This window comes from Actinomyces israelii (assembly GCF_030253495.1).
GTDB classification, from domain to species: Bacteria; Actinomycetota; Actinomycetes; order Actinomycetales; family Actinomycetaceae; genus Actinomyces; species Actinomyces israelii.
Genome location: NZ_CP124548.1, coordinates 1,009,704 through 1,024,670 on the forward strand (window position 1 = coordinate 1,009,704; position 14,967 = coordinate 1,024,670).

Annotated in this window: 12 protein-coding genes; 5 read left to right on the top strand and 7 right to left on the bottom strand. The window is 71.1% G+C overall.

Annotated elements, in window-relative coordinates:
- Positions 1-75 precede the first annotated feature (75 nt).
- On the top strand, positions 76-2,256 hold the full coding sequence (locus AIF0345_RS04130) for an acyltransferase family protein (protein ID WP_285297298.1): 2,181 nt from the start codon (positions 76-78) through the stop codon (positions 2,254-2,256).
- 23 nt (positions 2,257-2,279) lie between these two features.
- Here the strand turns inward: AIF0345_RS04130 and rfbB are convergent, their stop codons facing one another.
- Positions 2,280-3,275 (bottom strand): dTDP-glucose 4,6-dehydratase, encoded by a 996-nt coding sequence (rfbB, locus tag AIF0345_RS04135; RefSeq protein ID WP_268917639.1) that lies wholly within the window; start codon positions 3,273-3,275, stop codon positions 2,280-2,282.
- Between the two features lie 153 nt (positions 3,276-3,428).
- Between rfbB and AIF0345_RS04140 the strand changes: the two genes are divergently transcribed.
- Both AIF0345_RS04140 and AIF0345_RS04145 read left to right on the top strand, forming a co-directional pair.
- Complete coding sequence (locus AIF0345_RS04140; protein WP_268917640.1) at positions 3,429-4,154, top strand: glycosyltransferase family 2 protein; 726 nt, start codon at positions 3,429-3,431, stop codon at positions 4,152-4,154.
- A gap of 4 nt (positions 4,155-4,158) precedes the next feature.
- Positions 4,159-4,563: a DUF2304 domain-containing protein gene (locus tag AIF0345_RS04145; protein WP_043561751.1), complete on the top strand. Its 405-nt coding sequence runs from the start codon at positions 4,159-4,161 to the stop codon at positions 4,561-4,563.
- 121 nt (positions 4,564-4,684) lie between these two features.
- On the opposite strand, the gene AIF0345_RS04150 is transcribed toward AIF0345_RS04145, so the two are convergent.
- Entirely contained in the window at positions 4,685-5,779 is a 1,095-nt protein-coding gene (locus AIF0345_RS04150; RefSeq protein WP_268917641.1) for a glycosyltransferase family 2 protein, read from the bottom strand.
- Positions 5,780-5,851: 72 nt separating this feature from the next.
- Positions 5,852-7,189, bottom strand: coding sequence for a hypothetical protein (locus AIF0345_RS04155; RefSeq protein WP_268917642.1), 1,338 nt, complete (start codon positions 7,187-7,189; stop codon positions 5,852-5,854).
- A gap of 159 nt (positions 7,190-7,348) precedes the next feature.
- Between AIF0345_RS04155 and AIF0345_RS04160 the strand changes: the two genes are divergently transcribed.
- Both AIF0345_RS04160 and AIF0345_RS04165 read left to right on the top strand, forming a co-directional pair.
- Complete coding sequence (locus AIF0345_RS04160) at positions 7,349-8,227, top strand: glycosyltransferase family 2 protein (RefSeq protein WP_043561749.1); 879 nt, start codon at positions 7,349-7,351, stop codon at positions 8,225-8,227.
- A gap of 25 nt (positions 8,228-8,252) precedes the next feature.
- Positions 8,253-9,677, top strand: a complete 1,425-nt coding sequence (locus AIF0345_RS04165) for a bifunctional dTDP-4-dehydrorhamnose 3,5-epimerase family protein/NAD(P)-dependent oxidoreductase (protein ID WP_268917643.1) — start codon at positions 8,253-8,255, stop codon at positions 9,675-9,677.
- A 67-nt stretch (positions 9,678-9,744) separates the two neighbouring features.
- Here the strand turns inward: AIF0345_RS04165 and AIF0345_RS04170 are convergent, their stop codons facing one another.
- The 4 genes from AIF0345_RS04170 to AIF0345_RS04185 all read right to left on the bottom strand — a co-directional run bounded on the left by AIF0345_RS04170 (position 9,745) and on the right by AIF0345_RS04185 (position 14,954).
- Positions 9,745-10,992, bottom strand: coding sequence for a lipopolysaccharide biosynthesis protein (locus AIF0345_RS04170; protein WP_268917644.1), 1,248 nt, complete (start codon positions 10,990-10,992; stop codon positions 9,745-9,747).
- Positions 10,993-11,102: 110 nt separating this feature from the next.
- Entirely contained in the window at positions 11,103-11,975 is an 873-nt protein-coding gene (locus tag AIF0345_RS04175) for a LicD family protein (protein WP_043561744.1), read from the bottom strand.
- Positions 11,976-12,115: 140 nt separating this feature from the next.
- Positions 12,116-13,132 carry a DMT family transporter gene (locus tag AIF0345_RS04180; RefSeq protein WP_268917645.1) on the bottom strand — a complete coding sequence of 339 codons (1,017 nt, stop codon included), beginning with the start codon at positions 13,130-13,132 and terminating at the stop codon, positions 12,116-12,118.
- Between the two features lie 10 nt (positions 13,133-13,142).
- Positions 13,143-14,954 carry an NTP transferase domain-containing protein gene (locus AIF0345_RS04185; protein WP_268917646.1) on the bottom strand — a complete coding sequence of 604 codons (1,812 nt, stop codon included), beginning with the start codon at positions 14,952-14,954 and terminating at the stop codon, positions 13,143-13,145.
- Between the last annotated feature and the right edge of the window lie 13 nt (positions 14,955-14,967).

A 14,967-nucleotide genomic window follows, 5' to 3' on the forward strand; every position in this document is an offset into this window, starting at 1 on the left:
AGTGAGAGCCAACCCGGCCGCCGTCGATGACGACCTGCCGCAGAGCGGCCCTGTCGCAAGCGGGGCCCTGGGATCATGAGCTCCGTCGTGGCGCAGCGTCCCAAGTCGCAGGACATTGAGACGAGCAAGGCGAACGAGGCGAACGAGGCGAACGAGGCGAACGAGTCCCCGCGGCCCACCGCGGCCCGCGGGCGCGCCCCGGTCAGGATCTGCAGGAGGGTCTTCCGGCGGCGGCCCGCGAAGCCCGGTCGGCGCCTCGACATCCAGGGGCTGCGGGCCGTGTGCATGATCCAGGTGCTCGGCTTCCACGCCTGGCGGATCGGCTCGCCGATCGGCGTGGACGCCTTCATCATGATCTCGGCCTACCTCATGACCGGGGCATTCGTCCGCCGCGCCGAGGCCGGTCGCACGCCCTGGGTCGTCGAGCGCTGGCTGCACACGTTCAAGCGGCTCATGCCCCCGCTGGTCGTCACCGTCCTGATCACCGTTGCGGCCTCGCTGCTCGTCCTGCCCCGCAACCGGTGGATCGAGGTGCTCGTGCAGGGCGCCGCCTCGGTGACCTACTGGCAGAACTGGCGGCTGGCCGCCGTCAGCGCCGACTACTTCGCCGACAACCACGCCGTCTCCTCGCCATTGCAGCACCTGTGGTCCATGTCCATGCAGGGGCAGGTCTTCCTGCTGTGGCCGGTCCTCATGGCCGTGTGCGCCGGATTCGCCTCGCTCATGCGCCTGTCGGTGCGTCGCGTCGTGGCGGTGGCCTTCGCCGCGCTGGCGGCGGTCTCCCTGACGTGGCTGATCACGGCGGCGCCCGCCGACGGCTCGGTCTACTTCGACACCCGGGCCCGCATCTGGGAGTTCGCCCTGGGCTCCGCGATCGCCGCGGCGGCGCCGCGGCTGCGACCCCGCCGCGCCTGGGCGCGGCGGCTGGCGTCGTGGCTCGGTCTGGGCGCCCTCGTGCTCTTCTGCCTGGTGAGCATCGGGACCTACCCCGGTCCCATGGCGGCGGTGCCCATGACGGCGGTCGCGGCCATCCTCCTGTGCGACACCGGGCCCAGGGGCGGCACGGTGTCCCACCTCCTGTCGTGGCGTCCGCTGGTCGCCCTCGGCGACTGCTCCTACGCCGTCTACCTGGTGCACTGGCCGCTGTTCGTCCTGTACCTGACGGCGACGGATCAGGAGACCTTCGACCTGCGCACCGGCGCCACCCTCATCGCCATCGTGCTGGTGGCGGCCACGATCATGACGTGGGGCGTGGACCGTCCCGCCCAGACCTTCCCCCGCTCGGGCCGCAGGCTGGGCATTCAGGCCGCCATGGTGGTCACCAGCCTGGTGGTGGGAGGGATCCCGCTCGGCGTGGCCGGGGGCGCCATCGCCTACCAGCGCGAGCAGGAGATCGCCCAGCAGATTGAGGTGGGCGTGGACCCGGACCACCCGGGCGCCCTCGCGCTCGGCAAGGGCCAGGCGAGCGAGTGGACGAAGCCTCCGGTTCCCGGCCCCCTGGCCGTGACCGCCGAGTGGGTGTCCCTGTCGGGCACCGAGTGCGACGAGGACGTGACCGAGCGCGTCGACAGCGAGAACTCCTCGTGCCGGCGCCTGCCGTCGTCCTCCGACGAGGCGGTCAGGGCCGTCGTCGTCGGGGACTCGCACGCGGCCCAGAACATCGTTCCCACCCTGCGCCTGCTGCACGACACCGAGGACTGGGACATCACGGCCTACCTCAAGGGCGCCTGCTCCTTCGGCCTGCCCGAGTACTACAAGGGCAGCTGCCGGGACCGCAACAGCGTCGCCCTGGAGCAGATCGAGGCCGATCCCCCCGACGTCGTCGTGCTCCAGACCACGGAGACCGCCAAGGACTCGTCCTCGGAGGTGCTGCGGCCCGGGATCAAGAGGCTCGTGGAGCAGCTCACCGGTGAGGGCATCGCCGTCATCGGCTTCCGCGACAACCCGCGCTCGGACAAGAGCCTGTACGAGTGCGCCAGCACGGTCGGCCCCGAGACGATGGTCGGCGGCTGCGTCTTCCCGAAGGAGGACGTCATGGCCGCCGAGGACCCGGCGAAGCTCTTGGAGGAGATGCCGCTCTTCCACCAGATCGACGCCGGCGACATGCTGTGCCCCGGCGACGTGTGCGGCACGATCATCGGCGACGTGTTCGTCTACATGGACGACAACCACGTCTCGGCCACCTACTCGCGCACCATGGCTCCCGAGCTCGCCTCGCGCATCAAGCAGGTCATGGGCATCGAGCAACCGGGGTGACAGCGGGCCCCCAGCAGATCCGTCTACTGCCCCCGGGCGGCGTACGCGGCCTCGACCCCGGCCTTGAGGGGGCGCCACCAGGCCTCGTTGTCCCGGTACCAGTCGATGGTGGCCCGCAGGCCCGAGCGGAAGTCGGTGTACCGGGGGGACCAGCCGAGCTCCTCGACGAGCTTGGAGCTGTCGATGGCGTAGCGCATGTCGTGGCCGGGGCGGTCGGCCACGTGGTCGTAGTCGTCCGGGTCGCGGCCCATGAGCTCGCAGATGAGCTCGACGACCTCTTTGTTGCTCTTCTCCCCGTCGGCGCCGATGAGATAGGTCTCGCCGATGCGGCCCCGCTCGATAATGTCCCACACGGCGTCATTGTGGTCGCGCACGTGAATCCAGTCACGCACATTGGCCCCGGCGCCGTAGAGCCTGGGCCGCACCCCGTCGATGAGGTTGGTGACCTGACGGGGGATGAACTTCTCGACGTGCTGGTAGGGCCCGTAGTTGTTCGAGCAGTTGGAGATCGTGGCCTCCACCCCGAAGGACCGCACCCAGGCCCGCACCAGCAGGTCCGAGCCGGCCTTGGAGGAGGAGTAGGGCGACGACGGGTTGTACGGGGTGGTCGGGGTGAACCTGGCCGGGTCGTCGAGCTCGAGATCCCCGTAGACCTCGTCGGTGGAGACGTGGTGGAAGCGCACCTTGTGGCGGCGCACCGACTCCAGGAGGGTGAAGGTCCCCACCAGGTTGGTGCGGATGAAGGGGGAGGGGTCCCGCAGGGAGTTGTCGTTGTGGGACTCGGCGGCGAAGTGGACGACGACGTCGGCGGCCGCCACCAGCGGGTCCACCGCGCTGGCGTCGGCGACGTCCCCGACGATGAGGCTCACCCGGTCGCCCAGGCCGGCCAGGGAGCCCCTGTTGCCGGCGTAGGTGAGCTTGTCGAGCACCGTCACCCTCGCGTCGGGGTGGCGTACGAGGGTCTGGTGGACGAAGTTGGCGCCGATGAAACCGGCGCCGCCGGTGACGAGAATGCTCATGGACATAACGGCTCCGAGACTCGGGGGAACGGGGGACGCCGGCTCGCGTCGCTCTGCGCGCATCATGCCATGTCCGGCTCCACGCCCGGGGCTGCGCCACCCGGTAGACTCCTGCCGGTCCATCGCCGTCGTGAAGGAGAGTCAAGGAGAGTCATGGCGCCACCAACGCATGACACGCTGGTCATCATCCCCGCCTGGAATGAGGCGGACGTGCTGGGCGGCGTTCTTCAGGAGGTGCTGGACACGGTCGGCTCCCTCGCCGACCTGGTGGTCGTCTCGGACGGATCGACGGACGCCACCGCCGACATCGCCCGGGCCGCCGGGGTGCCGGTGCTGGACCTGTCGATCAACCTGGGTGTCGGCGGCGCCATGCGGGCGGGCTACCTGTACGCCCAGCGCCACGGATACAGGTACACCGTCCAGCTCGACGCCGACGGCCAGCACGCGCCCGGGGAGATCACGAGCCTTCTTCGCTGCGCCGAGGAGGACCGGGCGGACCTCGTCATCGGGGCGCGCTTCGCCGGCAAGGGGGAGTACTCGGTGCGCGGCCCGCGCTGGTGGGCCATGAAGGTCCTGTCCTTCATCCTGTCCAGGGTGTGCGGGACGCGCCTGACGGACACGACCTCCGGCTTCAAGCTCGCCGGCCGCAGGGCCATCGCCCTGTTCGCCAGGGAGTACCCGGCGGAGTACCTCGGCGACACCATCGAGGCCCTCGTCATCGCGGCGAGGGCGAATCTGGTGGTGCGGCAGGTCCCCGTGGCCATGAGGCCCCGGGCCGGCGGCAAGCCGTCGCAGAATCCGATCAAGGCCGCGCGGTTCCTCGGGAGGGCCTTCGTGGCGCTCGGCATCTCCCTGACCCGTCCCACGCAGAAGAAGTGACCTCATGGAACGCACGTACTGGATCGGCCTCGTCTTCGCCCTGATCGTCCTGCTCGCGGTGTTCTTCCGGATGCGCAACGCGGGGATGAAGGAGCGCTACGCGACCTGGTGGGTCGTCATCGTGGTGGGCACGACCATTGTGTCGCTGTTCCCCGCGCTGCTCAGCCTCCTGGCGGGCGTGCTGGGCGTCAGAGTCCCGCTGAACCTGGCGTTCTTCGTCGCGGGCATCGTCATGATGCTCGTCTCGCTGCAGCTCAGCGTCGACGCCTCGCGGGCGGACGAGGAGCGGCGCCGGCTCGTCGAGGAGATCGCCATCCTGAATCTGCGCCTCGAGGAGCTCGAGGCGGACGTGCGGGCCGACCCTCAGACGGGCCGCACGGATCGTGAGGCCGGCCCGGACGGGTCGTGAGGCCCGCCCGGGCCGGCGGGCTTCGGGAGCCGCGTCGCTTGCGCCGCCCGCCCCTTCGCCGAGATCGCTCCGGTTCCGCACCGATCTCGGCGCGGAACCGGACCGATCTCGAGCCGGAGATCTACCGATCTCGGCGAAGTGGGGGCGCGGGCTGCGGGGAGGCTGCGGGCTGCGGGGAGGCTGCGGGCTGCGAGGGCCCGGCGATCCCGTACACCCGCCTGACGTATCTGCGGTACACGCCCCGGTAGGCTCCGGGACTCGCCTTGAACGCGAGCGCCGCGGCGCCGAGAGCCGGTCTGATCCGCAGGGTGCGCACGATGTCCCCCCACCCGATCCGGCTCCTGTACTCCTCGAGGTCGCGGGGCGCCCGCGCTCCGTCGATCATCATGGCCTGCTGCGCATTGTTGAGGTAGGTCAGGGTCGTCGAGCTGGCCAGAGCGCGGCGCGCCCGGGCATCCCCCGGCATCTTCCGCGAGGCCCGCGTCATCGCCGAGACCAGCCGGTCGCTCTCCTCGATGGGCGTGAGGTGCCCCCAGGTCAGGCCGCCGCTGTCCACCGTGTAGTCGTACAGCGGGTCCTTGATGACGACGACGGACCGTGCGCGGGTCAGCGCCTCCAGGACGACCAGGGCATCCTCCGCCCGCCTGATGTCCGTGGCGAAGCGGACGTCGTCGAACAGCGTGGCCCTGAACAGCTTGTCCCACACGTAGGGGGTCAGGGTGTCGGCGAGCAGCCGTAGCGCCGCCTCGCGACCCGTCATGCGCCCTGGGGCGACGCGGGCTCGTGTGCGGTGCGTCTCCTCGCCGACGGCCCTGATCCGGTGGGCGCACAGCGCCACGTCCGCCTCCGGGGCGTCTGAGCCGGTGCCCGCCGCGGCCCGGTGCATGGAGGCGAGGAACTCCGGCCGGTAGGCGTCGTCGGAGTCGATGAAGGCGATCCACCTGCCGCGGGCGGCCTCGAGCCCCTGGTTGCGCACCGCCGAGACCCCGCGGTTGACGGCGTTGTCGAAGACCCGCACGCGGGCGTCCGGGCTGCGCGCCAGGAACCGGGCGACGCGGTCGGAGGCGTCATCGGGGGAGCCGTCGATCATGACGAGGAGCTCGAAGTCCCCGTCGGTCTGGGCCAGGACGGAGCGGATCGAGTCGACGACCCGTTCGCCGGTGTTGTAGACGGGCATAATGACCGAGGTTCTAGGTGTTCGAGGCGTGTGCGCCATGAGCCCTCCCAGGAGCGATGTCGAACATGAGGCTGTCTGTTGCTGGTCGAGGTCCGCCGGGGGCGCCGGATGTCACCGCCTGCCGCTGGAGCCCGCGATCGCGCGCAGGTGGACGCAGACCCCGCTCAGGGGCGCCAGCCCCAGGGCGAGCACCGCGCGGGGGCTCACGCTCAGCGGCAGGAGCCGCAGGAGGAGGACGGCCGTGAGCGCCGCCAGGACCCACCCGAGCGTGTAGGCGCGGTGGTTGTTGAGCGCGATGGTCGAGGCGCCCGTGAGCACGAGGGAGGCCATGCTCACGGCGGCCAGCGTGAGGAGCCCGAGCAGCCAGGGCGAGGGGTCGTAGTGGGGCCCGTAGACGGACCGGACGAGCCATGGGCCGGCCAGAGCCGCGGCCGCGGCCAGCGCGGTGCCGCCGGCCAGGAGGATGCCGAGGATCCTGGTCACGCCGGCCAGGCGCCGGGACGGATCGGCGTCGGCGATGGTGGTGATGAGCACGCCCTGGAAGGCCTGCAGGGGGATCATGATCGGCGAGCGCGTCAGGCTGACGGCCAGGATGACGATCGCCACCTCGGCGGCGTCCGCCCCGGGGGAGGTGATCTCCAGCAGCGTGGGGAACCCGGTGACCAGCACCGCCCAGGAGGCCGAGCTGAGCATGGCCTGGAGGCTGAAGGACGTCAGGCGGGCTGCCCCGACGTCGGCGCGCGAGCCCGCCGTCGCCCGGGCGGCCGGGATGAGGAGGAAGAGGAGCCACACCAGGGCGGGCGCGGCGGCGGCGGCCTCCAGGCCGATGAGGCTCGAGACGACGACGGCGACAAGCAGCACGAGCAGCAGACGCAGCAGCGCCTCGGCCGCCATGAGGGCCGAGTAGAGGTTCCAGCGCCGGGTCCCGGCCAGCACCCCGGACAGCGAGGCCTGACCGGCGTACCCCCACACGCCCGCGGCAATGAGCGCCGCCGTCAGCGGGCCGGTCGACGGGGTCAGCCTCGGCACCCACGCCGGGGCCGCCAGCAGCGTGAGGGCGGCGATGACCAGGCCGAGCAGCAGGGCGGTCACCAGGATGCGGGCACGACGGCGAGCCGGCTCTGCGGGCCCGGGAGCCGCGGCGGGCCCCGGGCGGCCGGCGGGCCCGGGGGAGCCGACCGCCGCCTTCGAGCCGGCCAGGGCGGCCCGGGTGGACTCGGTCTGGATGCCCGAGATCACCCCGAAGATGCCGAACATGAACCCCCAGAAGACCAGGAACTCCTTGTTCTGCGCGACCGTGAGCGTCCGGGCGGAGACCACCGTGATGAGCAGGCTCGACGCTGCGGCGGTGATCGATGCCGCCATGATTCCCGTGGCGCGCCCCGCGGTGACCCTGGTCCGGGACTCCGTGTCCTCGGCCGTGCCCGAGGAGCCGTGGTGAACCGTCACGACCTCAGAGTAGGTGCCGGTGGGGCGGGACGGGTGAACGCGTGCTGTGATGCTCTATGAAAGTACTGTGCGAACGGCGCCTGCCGGCGGGCCGTGAGGCGCGGCGGCACGCGATGCTAACCTTGCCGCAGCACCGTTTGCTTCGTGGAAGGCCCCTACATGACTGTTGACATCCTCTTCCCCTTCTACGGCGATGTGGCCATGATGAAGGAGGCTGTCAGGTCGGTCCTGCGCCAGACGGATCCCGACTGGCGGCTGATCGTCGTCGACGACGGCTACCCGGACGACTCGATCCCCGGCTGGTTCGGCTCCCTGGGGGACTCCAGGGTCACCTATATGCGCAATGAGACCAACCTCGGGGCCAACGGCAACTACCGCAAGTGCCTGACCTTCGTCGAGAACCCGCTCGTGCAGGTCATGGGGGCCGACGACGTCATGCTCCCCAACTACGTCCAGTGGCTCGTGCGGGCGGCCCGGCGCTGCCCGGAGGCGAGCATCTTCCAGCCGGGCGTCTTCGTGATCGACGAGCACGGCGCGCCCTCCCGCACCATGGTCGAGAGGGTCAAGGGCTTCTACATGCCCCCGAGGATCCCCCAGGTCCTGCGCGGCGAGGCCCTGGCGGTCTCGATCCTGCGCGGCGACTGGCTCTACTTCCCGTCGCTGGCCTGGCGGGCGGAGACGATCCTCGGCATCGGCTTCCGCGAGGGCTACGACGTCGTCCAGGACGTGGCCCTGGTGTGCGACGTCGCCATGCAGGGCGGCGGCCTGCTCTACGACCCGACCGCGGCCTTCCTCTACCGCCGCCACTCGGGATCCGACTCCTCCTGGCGCGCCCTGGAGGGCACCAGGTTCGGCGAGGAGCGCCGCTTCTTCCTCCAGATGGCCGACGAGATGGGGCGGCTCGGCTGGAACCGCGCCGCGCGCGTGGCCCGGCTCCACATCTCCTCGCGCCTGCACGCCGGCTCCCTCCTCCCCAGGGCCGCGCTCGCCAGGAACTGGGCCGGGGTGAGGAACCTGGGCCGCCACGTCGTGGCATGAGCCGCACGAGTCGGGAAGAGCTGACATGACGGAAACGGGCAAGCCCCTGGCCATCGACCGCACGCCGATCCCCGGCCTTCTGCGCCTCGACCTGACCGTCCACGGGGACAACCGCGGATGGTTCAAGGAGAACTGGCAGCGCGAGAAGATGCTCGGCCTCGGGATGCCGGACCTCTCCCCGGTGCAGAACAACATCTCCTACAACCAGGAGGCCGGCGTCACCCGCGGCATCCACGCCGAGCCGTGGGACAAGTTCGTCTCGGTGGCCACCGGGCGCGTCTTCGGGGCCTGGGTGGACCTGCGCGAGGGGCCGAGCTTCGGGGCGGTCTACACCTGCGAGATCGACCCGTCGGTGGCTGTGCTCGTGCCGCGGGGCGTCGGCAACGCCTACCAGACCCTGGAGCCGGGCACCGCCTACACCTACCTGGTCAACGACCACTGGTCGCCCGAGGCGGCCTACACCTTTCTCAACCTCGCCGACGAGACCGCCGCGGTGCCCTGGCCCATCCCCCTGGAGCGGGCGATCCTGTCTGACAAGGACCGGGCCCACCCGCGCCTGGCGGACGTCGTCCCCTTCGCGGCGGAGGCCGGGCGCGGCCGGCGCGTGCTGGTCACCGGCGCCCGCGGCCAGCTGGGCCGCGAGCTCATGGCCCGGCTCCCCGCGGCCGGCTACGCCGCCACCGGTGTCGACCTGCCCGAGGCGGACATCTCCGACGCCGCCCAGGTGGCCGCGTGGGACTGGGCCGCCTACGACGTCGTCGTCAATGCCGCCGCCTGGACCGACGTCGACGGCGCCGAGACCCCCGACGGGCGCCGCCTGTCATGGAGGGCCAACGCCACCGGCCCGGCCAACCTCGCCCGCGAGTGCGCCGCGCGCGGCCTGACCCTCGTGCACATCTCGAGCGAGTACACCTTCGACGGCACCGCCAAGATCCACACCGAGGACGAGCCGCCCAGCCCGCTCGGCGTCTACGGCCAGTCCAAGGCCGGGGGCGACGCCGCCGTCCAGACCGTCCCCCGCCACTACCTCGTGCGCACCTCCTGGGTGGTCGGTGACGGCAGGAACTTCGCGCGCACCATGGCCGCCCTGGCCGGGCGCGGCATCGCCCCGAGGGTCGTGGCGGACCAGACCGGCCGCCTGACCTTCACCGCCGACCTCGCCGCGGGCATCATCCACCTGCTGTCCACCGGCGCCGATCCCGGCACCTACAACCTGTCGGGGGAGGGCCCGGTCGTCTCCTGGTGCGACGTCGCCAGGCGCGTCTACGAGCTCGTCGGCCACGATCCCGCCGAGGTCACGCCGGTGACGACGGCCGAGTACTACGCCGGCCGGGAGGGCATCGCCCCGCGCCCCCTCAGCTCCGTCCTGGACCTGTCCAAGATCGAGGCCGCCGGCTTCACCCCGGGCGACTCCATGGAGCGCCTGGCGGCCTACGTGCCGACCCTGTGAGCGGGCCCGGGCCGAGGCCGCCGGGCCGGGCCCGCCGGGGCCCCGGCAGTCCGACGACGCCGGCCGCTCAGGCCGCGGGGGCCCTGGAGGCGGTCCTGCGCAGCGCCAGGAGCAGGCTCGCCAGGAAGAAGGCCACGAGGACCGCCATCGCCCCGGCGTAGGCCGCGGAGGCGCCCAGGAGGGCGTGGGCGGGGACGAGCGCGGCGCACAGGAGGGTGATCGCCACCGCCGCGGCGGCGTACCCCGCGAAGACGAGCCGCTGCAGCCGCATGGTCGTCAGCGCGTAGTAGAGGACCACCCCCGCCGCGTTCAGCGCGCCTCCGGTCACCAGCACCATGAGCTCGAGCATGGAGCCGGAGACGTCCGTGCCGTAGACGAGGCGGAGGGCGGGGGCGCCGATCGTGTAGGTGGCCAGGGCGACTGCCGCGAAGGCGGCCAGGGTCCCCAGCAGGCCCTTCCTGACGATCGCCGCGAACCCGGCCCGGTCCGCGCCCACCCAGCGGTTGGCCATCTGGGTGAGCAGGGGGCGGAAGATGACGAAGGAGAGCAGGTTGATGGTGAAGGCCGGCATGAAGATGATCGCGAAGTAGCCCTGCCGCTCGGGATCGAGGTAGCGGTCGATGGCGAACCTGGGCGCGTTGGCGAGGTACAGGGCGATGAACGAGGCGAGGAACAGCGGCAGGCACTCGACCAGGACCTGCCCGATGGGCCGCAGCTCCCAGCGCGGCCGCAGGTCGAACATGCCCCTGGCGGGCGGCAGGTAGGCGCCCAGCAGCACGACCGTTGAGACGACCAGGGTGGCGGCGGCGGCCACGAGCATGCTCCCGCTGACCACGAGCACCCCGGAGAAGACCACGATGGTGGCCAGGGTGCGGAAGAAGCAGGCCCGCCCCGCGACATCCAGCCGCCCCTCGCGCTGGAACTCGCAGTAGAAGACGTCCTCGAAGGCGTCGAAGACCCTTAGGCAGGCGATCATGGCGATCAGGAGCGCGCCGGCCAGGTCGGCTCCGGAGACCACCGCGTACCCGATGATGCCGGCGATCATGGCCCCCACGGTCACCAGGCGGGTGGCCAGGTAGGTGCCGAAGGAGAAGCGGTGGCGCGCGTCGGTGACGTGGTAGGTGCGCACCTCGTACATGCCCAGGGACTGGAACTGCTGCCCGACGGAGTTGGCCAGCGAGAACACGCCCGCCGCCCACAGGCCGGCGCTGCGCTGGACGACGAGGAGCAGGACTGCCGTCGTCAGGGACAGCATGAGGGACGCGGCGGTGTTCCAGAAGTAGTCGCGGGTCTGCGACGTCTCCGGTGCGGACATGCTCGTGCCTCCTGAGGCGGATGGGCCGTGGGAACCTGTGCGCGCGGCCCCGGGCATCTGCAGCCCGGGGCCGCCACGGGACCCCGTCGCGGCGGGTGCTCCCAGGACCCTCAGGGGAGGGTACTCTCATAAGGGCCGAAGTCGACAACGTGCGGCTTGTGGTTGCGCCGCTGGTCCTGCGGCGGCAGCTCCATGTAGTCGCCGTAGCCGCGCCGCAGCAGCGTGTCGTACTCGTGGGGCAGCATGACCGTGATGTCCTCGAAGGGCACCTCGCGGAGGGGGAAGAGCTCCTCGCGCGTCAGCGCCCAGTTCTCCGGGTCGCGCATGGAGAAGTCCGCCATGCGTCTGGTGCGGGCGTGCTCGTAGCGCCGGGCCGCCTTCTCCCAGCGGGACTGGAGGAGGCGCGGGGTCAGGCCCAGGCAGCGCATGGCCCAGTGGACGGCCGTGGTCACCGAGTAGATCGCGGCCCGCCGCGCCCCGGTGATCCCGATGAGGTAGGGCCGGGGCGTCCCCCGCAGGAACAGCAGGCGCCCCCACAGCCAGGTGCGCCGGCTCATGGCGCGGAAGGCGCGCGGGGAGTCGGGCACATTGTCCACCGGGAGGATGTCCAGGGAGATCGGCATGCGGTAGGCCGAGTCCTTGGCGAACTCGGGGATGAGCAGGGTGCCCTTGAGGACCAGCTTGGAGAACATGAACGGGTAGTCGCGCACGGTGCGGGTGTTGTCCACCCGGAACTCCTCGCCGAGCAGGTCCGGCGCCTCGGCGAGGAAGCGCTCGTAGTCGCTGCGCGTCATCATGACGTCGACGTCGTCGTCCCAGGGGATGAAGCCCTTGTGGCGCACGGCGCCGATGGCCGTCCCGCCGTAGACGGCGTAGGAGACGTCCAGCTGTCTGCACACGCGGTCGAGCTCCGCGAGCATCCTGGTCAGCAGCAGGTGGACCCTGTGCAGCATCTGCGGGTCGGCCCACTCATCCGTCGTCATCCACGGCTCCCATCACGATCGACCGGCCCCGGCTCCGGGGCGCCGGCCCGAATCCTCTCACAGGGCCCTCACAGAGTCCTAGGGAGGATGCGGGTGGCCGGTGTCACGGGCGCGGGGCCGGCGCGGCGGGCGCCGCCGCGTCACGGGCGCGGGGCCTCCAGCACGGCGTCCTGCCGCCGACCGGGCTCGGGGTCCTCCCGGCCCGCGTCGGGCTCTTCCGCGGGCGCGCGCACCGAGCGCCGGGTGAGTCGCAGCTCGCGCCAGTCGGGGGTCGCCGCGAGCACGGTGCCCACGAGGGTGACGGCGCAGCAGACGATCTGCAGGGCGGACGGCATGGTTCTCTGCAGGACCAGCGCGAAGACGACGGCCCACGCGGAGTAGGAGATGTTCAGCGCCATGCCGCGCGAGGCGCCGATGGTGTCGATGGCCTTGTAGTAGAAGAGGTAGGAGGCCGCCCCCGTCAGGGCCGCCAGGGCGACGACTCCGGTCGCCGTCGAGACGGCGGCCTGGCGGACGGCGAAGTGGAACGAGCCCGAGACGGGGATGACGACGAGCAGGTAGGTCAGGCCCGAGGTGGTCTGGCGGATGTGGAGCGCCGTCTCGTTGTCGACGGCGTCGTCCCGCATGCCCCAGGCCAGCAGGACGGCCTCGGAGCCCCAGCCGATCACGCACCCGAGCGCCCCGAGCACCCCGAGCAGGGCCGAGCCGGTGGGCGCGTCGCTGGACCAGCCGCTGACCGCCACGGCCGCCAGGGCGACCAGGAGGGCGATGATCTGGCCGGGCCGCATGCGCTCCTTGAGCAGGAGGAAGGCGAGCAGCGTGCCGAAGGCGGGGTAGAAGGTGGAGATGATCGCCGTGTAGCCCGGCCCGATGTTGTTGATGGCGATGAGGTAGCCGCTCATGCCGACCGGCCCGCCCAGCAGGGCCGCCAGCATGACGGCCTTGCCGCTGCGCGTGCGGACGGCCGCCAGCGTGTCCCGCAGGCGCCCGCGCACCGCCATGTAGACCAGCAGGATGATGGCGCTGGCCGCGTCGTGGAGGAACGCGCCGGTCAGGGGGGCGTCGGGCGAGCCGGCGAACGGGATGAGCGCGAGGGCCATGGCCAGGACCACGGTGTCCAGGCCCCAGAGCATGCCACTGAGAACTCCGTACTTCATAACGGGAACCTCACTTCGAGGGGGAGTGCGACGGGGTGATGGGACAGGCCGTCTCGTAGTCGGCCAGGAGCCGGTCGACGTGGTCGACGGCGTGACGGTAGTAGATGAGGAGCCACTCGCCGACGTCGTCGCCCTCAGCCTCCTTGGCGAGCGCCCACACGTACCAGCACCAGCCGGCGAAGACCACGTAGGACCAGAAGTGGCGCCGCTCGCGCTGGGTGGGCGTGCGGCCGAAGTAGAACTCCAGCGCCCGGTCGCCCTGGTCGATCGACAGCTGGGCGCACACCACCATGGTGCCGAAGTCGCTGGCGACGTCGGACATGCCGGCGTACTCCCAGTCGATGAGGTCGAGGCGGCCGGTGGGGTCGACCAGGAAGTTCAGGGGGAAGAAGTCGTTGTGGCTGGGGGCCTGGGGGAAGGCGTCGGCGTCGGCGAGCTCCTTGAGCCGCATGACCTTGCCGCGCAGCTCGAAGTACCTGGGGACGTCGATGGGGCCGTAGCCCTTGAGGATCTGCTCGTACCTCACGCCCTCGCTGACGAAGTCGAAGCTCCGGGCCAGGGTCCTGCCGGAGTCGTGCAGGTCCCGGTCCATGCGCATGGCCTGCTCCAGCTCGGCGGGGCGGGAGGCGTCCAGGTTGCGCGAGTCGGGGATGAACCGGGAGATCTTCCAGCCCTTGTCGGGGTCCCCGGTGATGAAGGTGCGGTCGATGCCCAGGTCCCGGGCCAGGTTCAGCGCCTCGAACTCGGCGCTGCGGTCGACGATCTTGTCCGTGCCGATGCCCGGGTGCCGGTAGACGTACTGCTCCTCGCCCACGGCGAAGTGGCACGACAGGTTCGTGATGCCCTGCTTGAGCGGGTAGAAGTCGTGCACGTCGTTCTTGCCGCATCCCAGGGTCTGGGCGATGTTCTCGAAGATCTCGGAGTCGAGGTTGTTCATGAACATGGGGTCGAAGCCGCGGACCTCGTCGAGCGAGTCGAACTCGTTGACCACCCCGGCCGGGTAGCGCCGGAGGACCATGTCGAGGTCCTTGATGTGCTCGATGTAGATCTGCTCCCACAGCTTGGGCGCCGTCTCCGGCAGCTCGTAGACCTCCTCCAGGATGCGTCGGAAGCCGGTTGAGAAGGCGCGGTCGAAGTAGACGTGGCCCATCATCGTCCAGGCGTCACGGCCGCCGACCGTCACCGCGGTGATCCGCCCGCCGGGGCCGGTGGAGATGCACCACTCCCGGGTGGGGCCCTCGACGTACTGGGCCGCGTAGTACGCCTGGTAGACGTGGGACTCGAAGGGGTTGGAGGTGAAGTAGTCGTCCGAGGAGCACACGTAGGTGTTGCCCAGGCGCTCGCGCACCACCCACAGCGAGCCGTTGTTGTTGCGGTTCACGTAGTCGTCGTTGACGACGATCGTGACCCCGAACCGGTCCGCCAGGTGGAAGAAGTACTCCTTCTTGTAGCCCACCACCACGGTGATGTCGGTGATGCCGGCGGCGTGCAGCTGCTCGATCTGCCGCTCGATGAGGACCTCGCCGCGCACGCGCAGCATGCCCTTGGGGCGCTCGTAGGAGATCGGGGCGAAGCGCTGAGCCAGGCCCGCGGCCATAATGACCGCGTTGTCGACCCGGTAGGGCTCCAGCGCCTGCCTGCCGGCCGGCGTGATCCGCCGCTCGGCGATGTACCCGGCGGCCTCGCACGCGCGCACGGCGCTGTTGACCGTGCCCAGCGACGTCCGGGTCGACTCGTGGATCTGCCGCTGCGTCAGCGGGGCGTCCGCGCGCAGGAGTGCGTTGAGGACGTCGAACTGGGGCTGCGAGAGCGTGCCTGTCATGGGCGTCACCGTG

Coding starts and splice junctions, on each gene's coding strand:
- AIF0345_RS04130 (WP_285297298.1), top strand. CDS start 76: ATGAGCTCCGTCGTGGCGCAGCGTCCCAAGTCGCAGGACATTGAGACG.
- rfbB (WP_268917639.1), bottom strand. CDS start 3,275: ATGAGCATTCTCGTCACCGGCGGCGCCGGTTTCATCGGCGCCAACTTC.
- AIF0345_RS04140 (WP_268917640.1), top strand. CDS start 3,429: ATGGCGCCACCAACGCATGACACGCTGGTCATCATCCCCGCCTGGAAT.
- AIF0345_RS04145 (WP_043561751.1), top strand. CDS start 4,159: ATGGAACGCACGTACTGGATCGGCCTCGTCTTCGCCCTGATCGTCCTG.
- AIF0345_RS04150 (WP_268917641.1), bottom strand. CDS start 5,779: ATGGCGCACACGCCTCGAACACCTAGAACCTCGGTCATTATGCCCGTC.
- AIF0345_RS04160 (WP_043561749.1), top strand. CDS start 7,349: ATGACTGTTGACATCCTCTTCCCCTTCTACGGCGATGTGGCCATGATG.
- AIF0345_RS04165 (WP_268917643.1), top strand. CDS start 8,253: ATGACGGAAACGGGCAAGCCCCTGGCCATCGACCGCACGCCGATCCCC.
- AIF0345_RS04170 (WP_268917644.1), bottom strand. CDS start 10,992: ATGTCCGCACCGGAGACGTCGCAGACCCGCGACTACTTCTGGAACACC.
- AIF0345_RS04175 (WP_043561744.1), bottom strand. CDS start 11,975: ATGACGACGGATGAGTGGGCCGACCCGCAGATGCTGCACAGGGTCCAC.
- AIF0345_RS04180 (WP_268917645.1), bottom strand. CDS start 13,132: ATGAAGTACGGAGTTCTCAGTGGCATGCTCTGGGGCCTGGACACCGTG.
- AIF0345_RS04185 (WP_268917646.1), bottom strand. CDS start 14,954: ATGACAGGCACGCTCTCGCAGCCCCAGTTCGACGTCCTCAACGCACTC.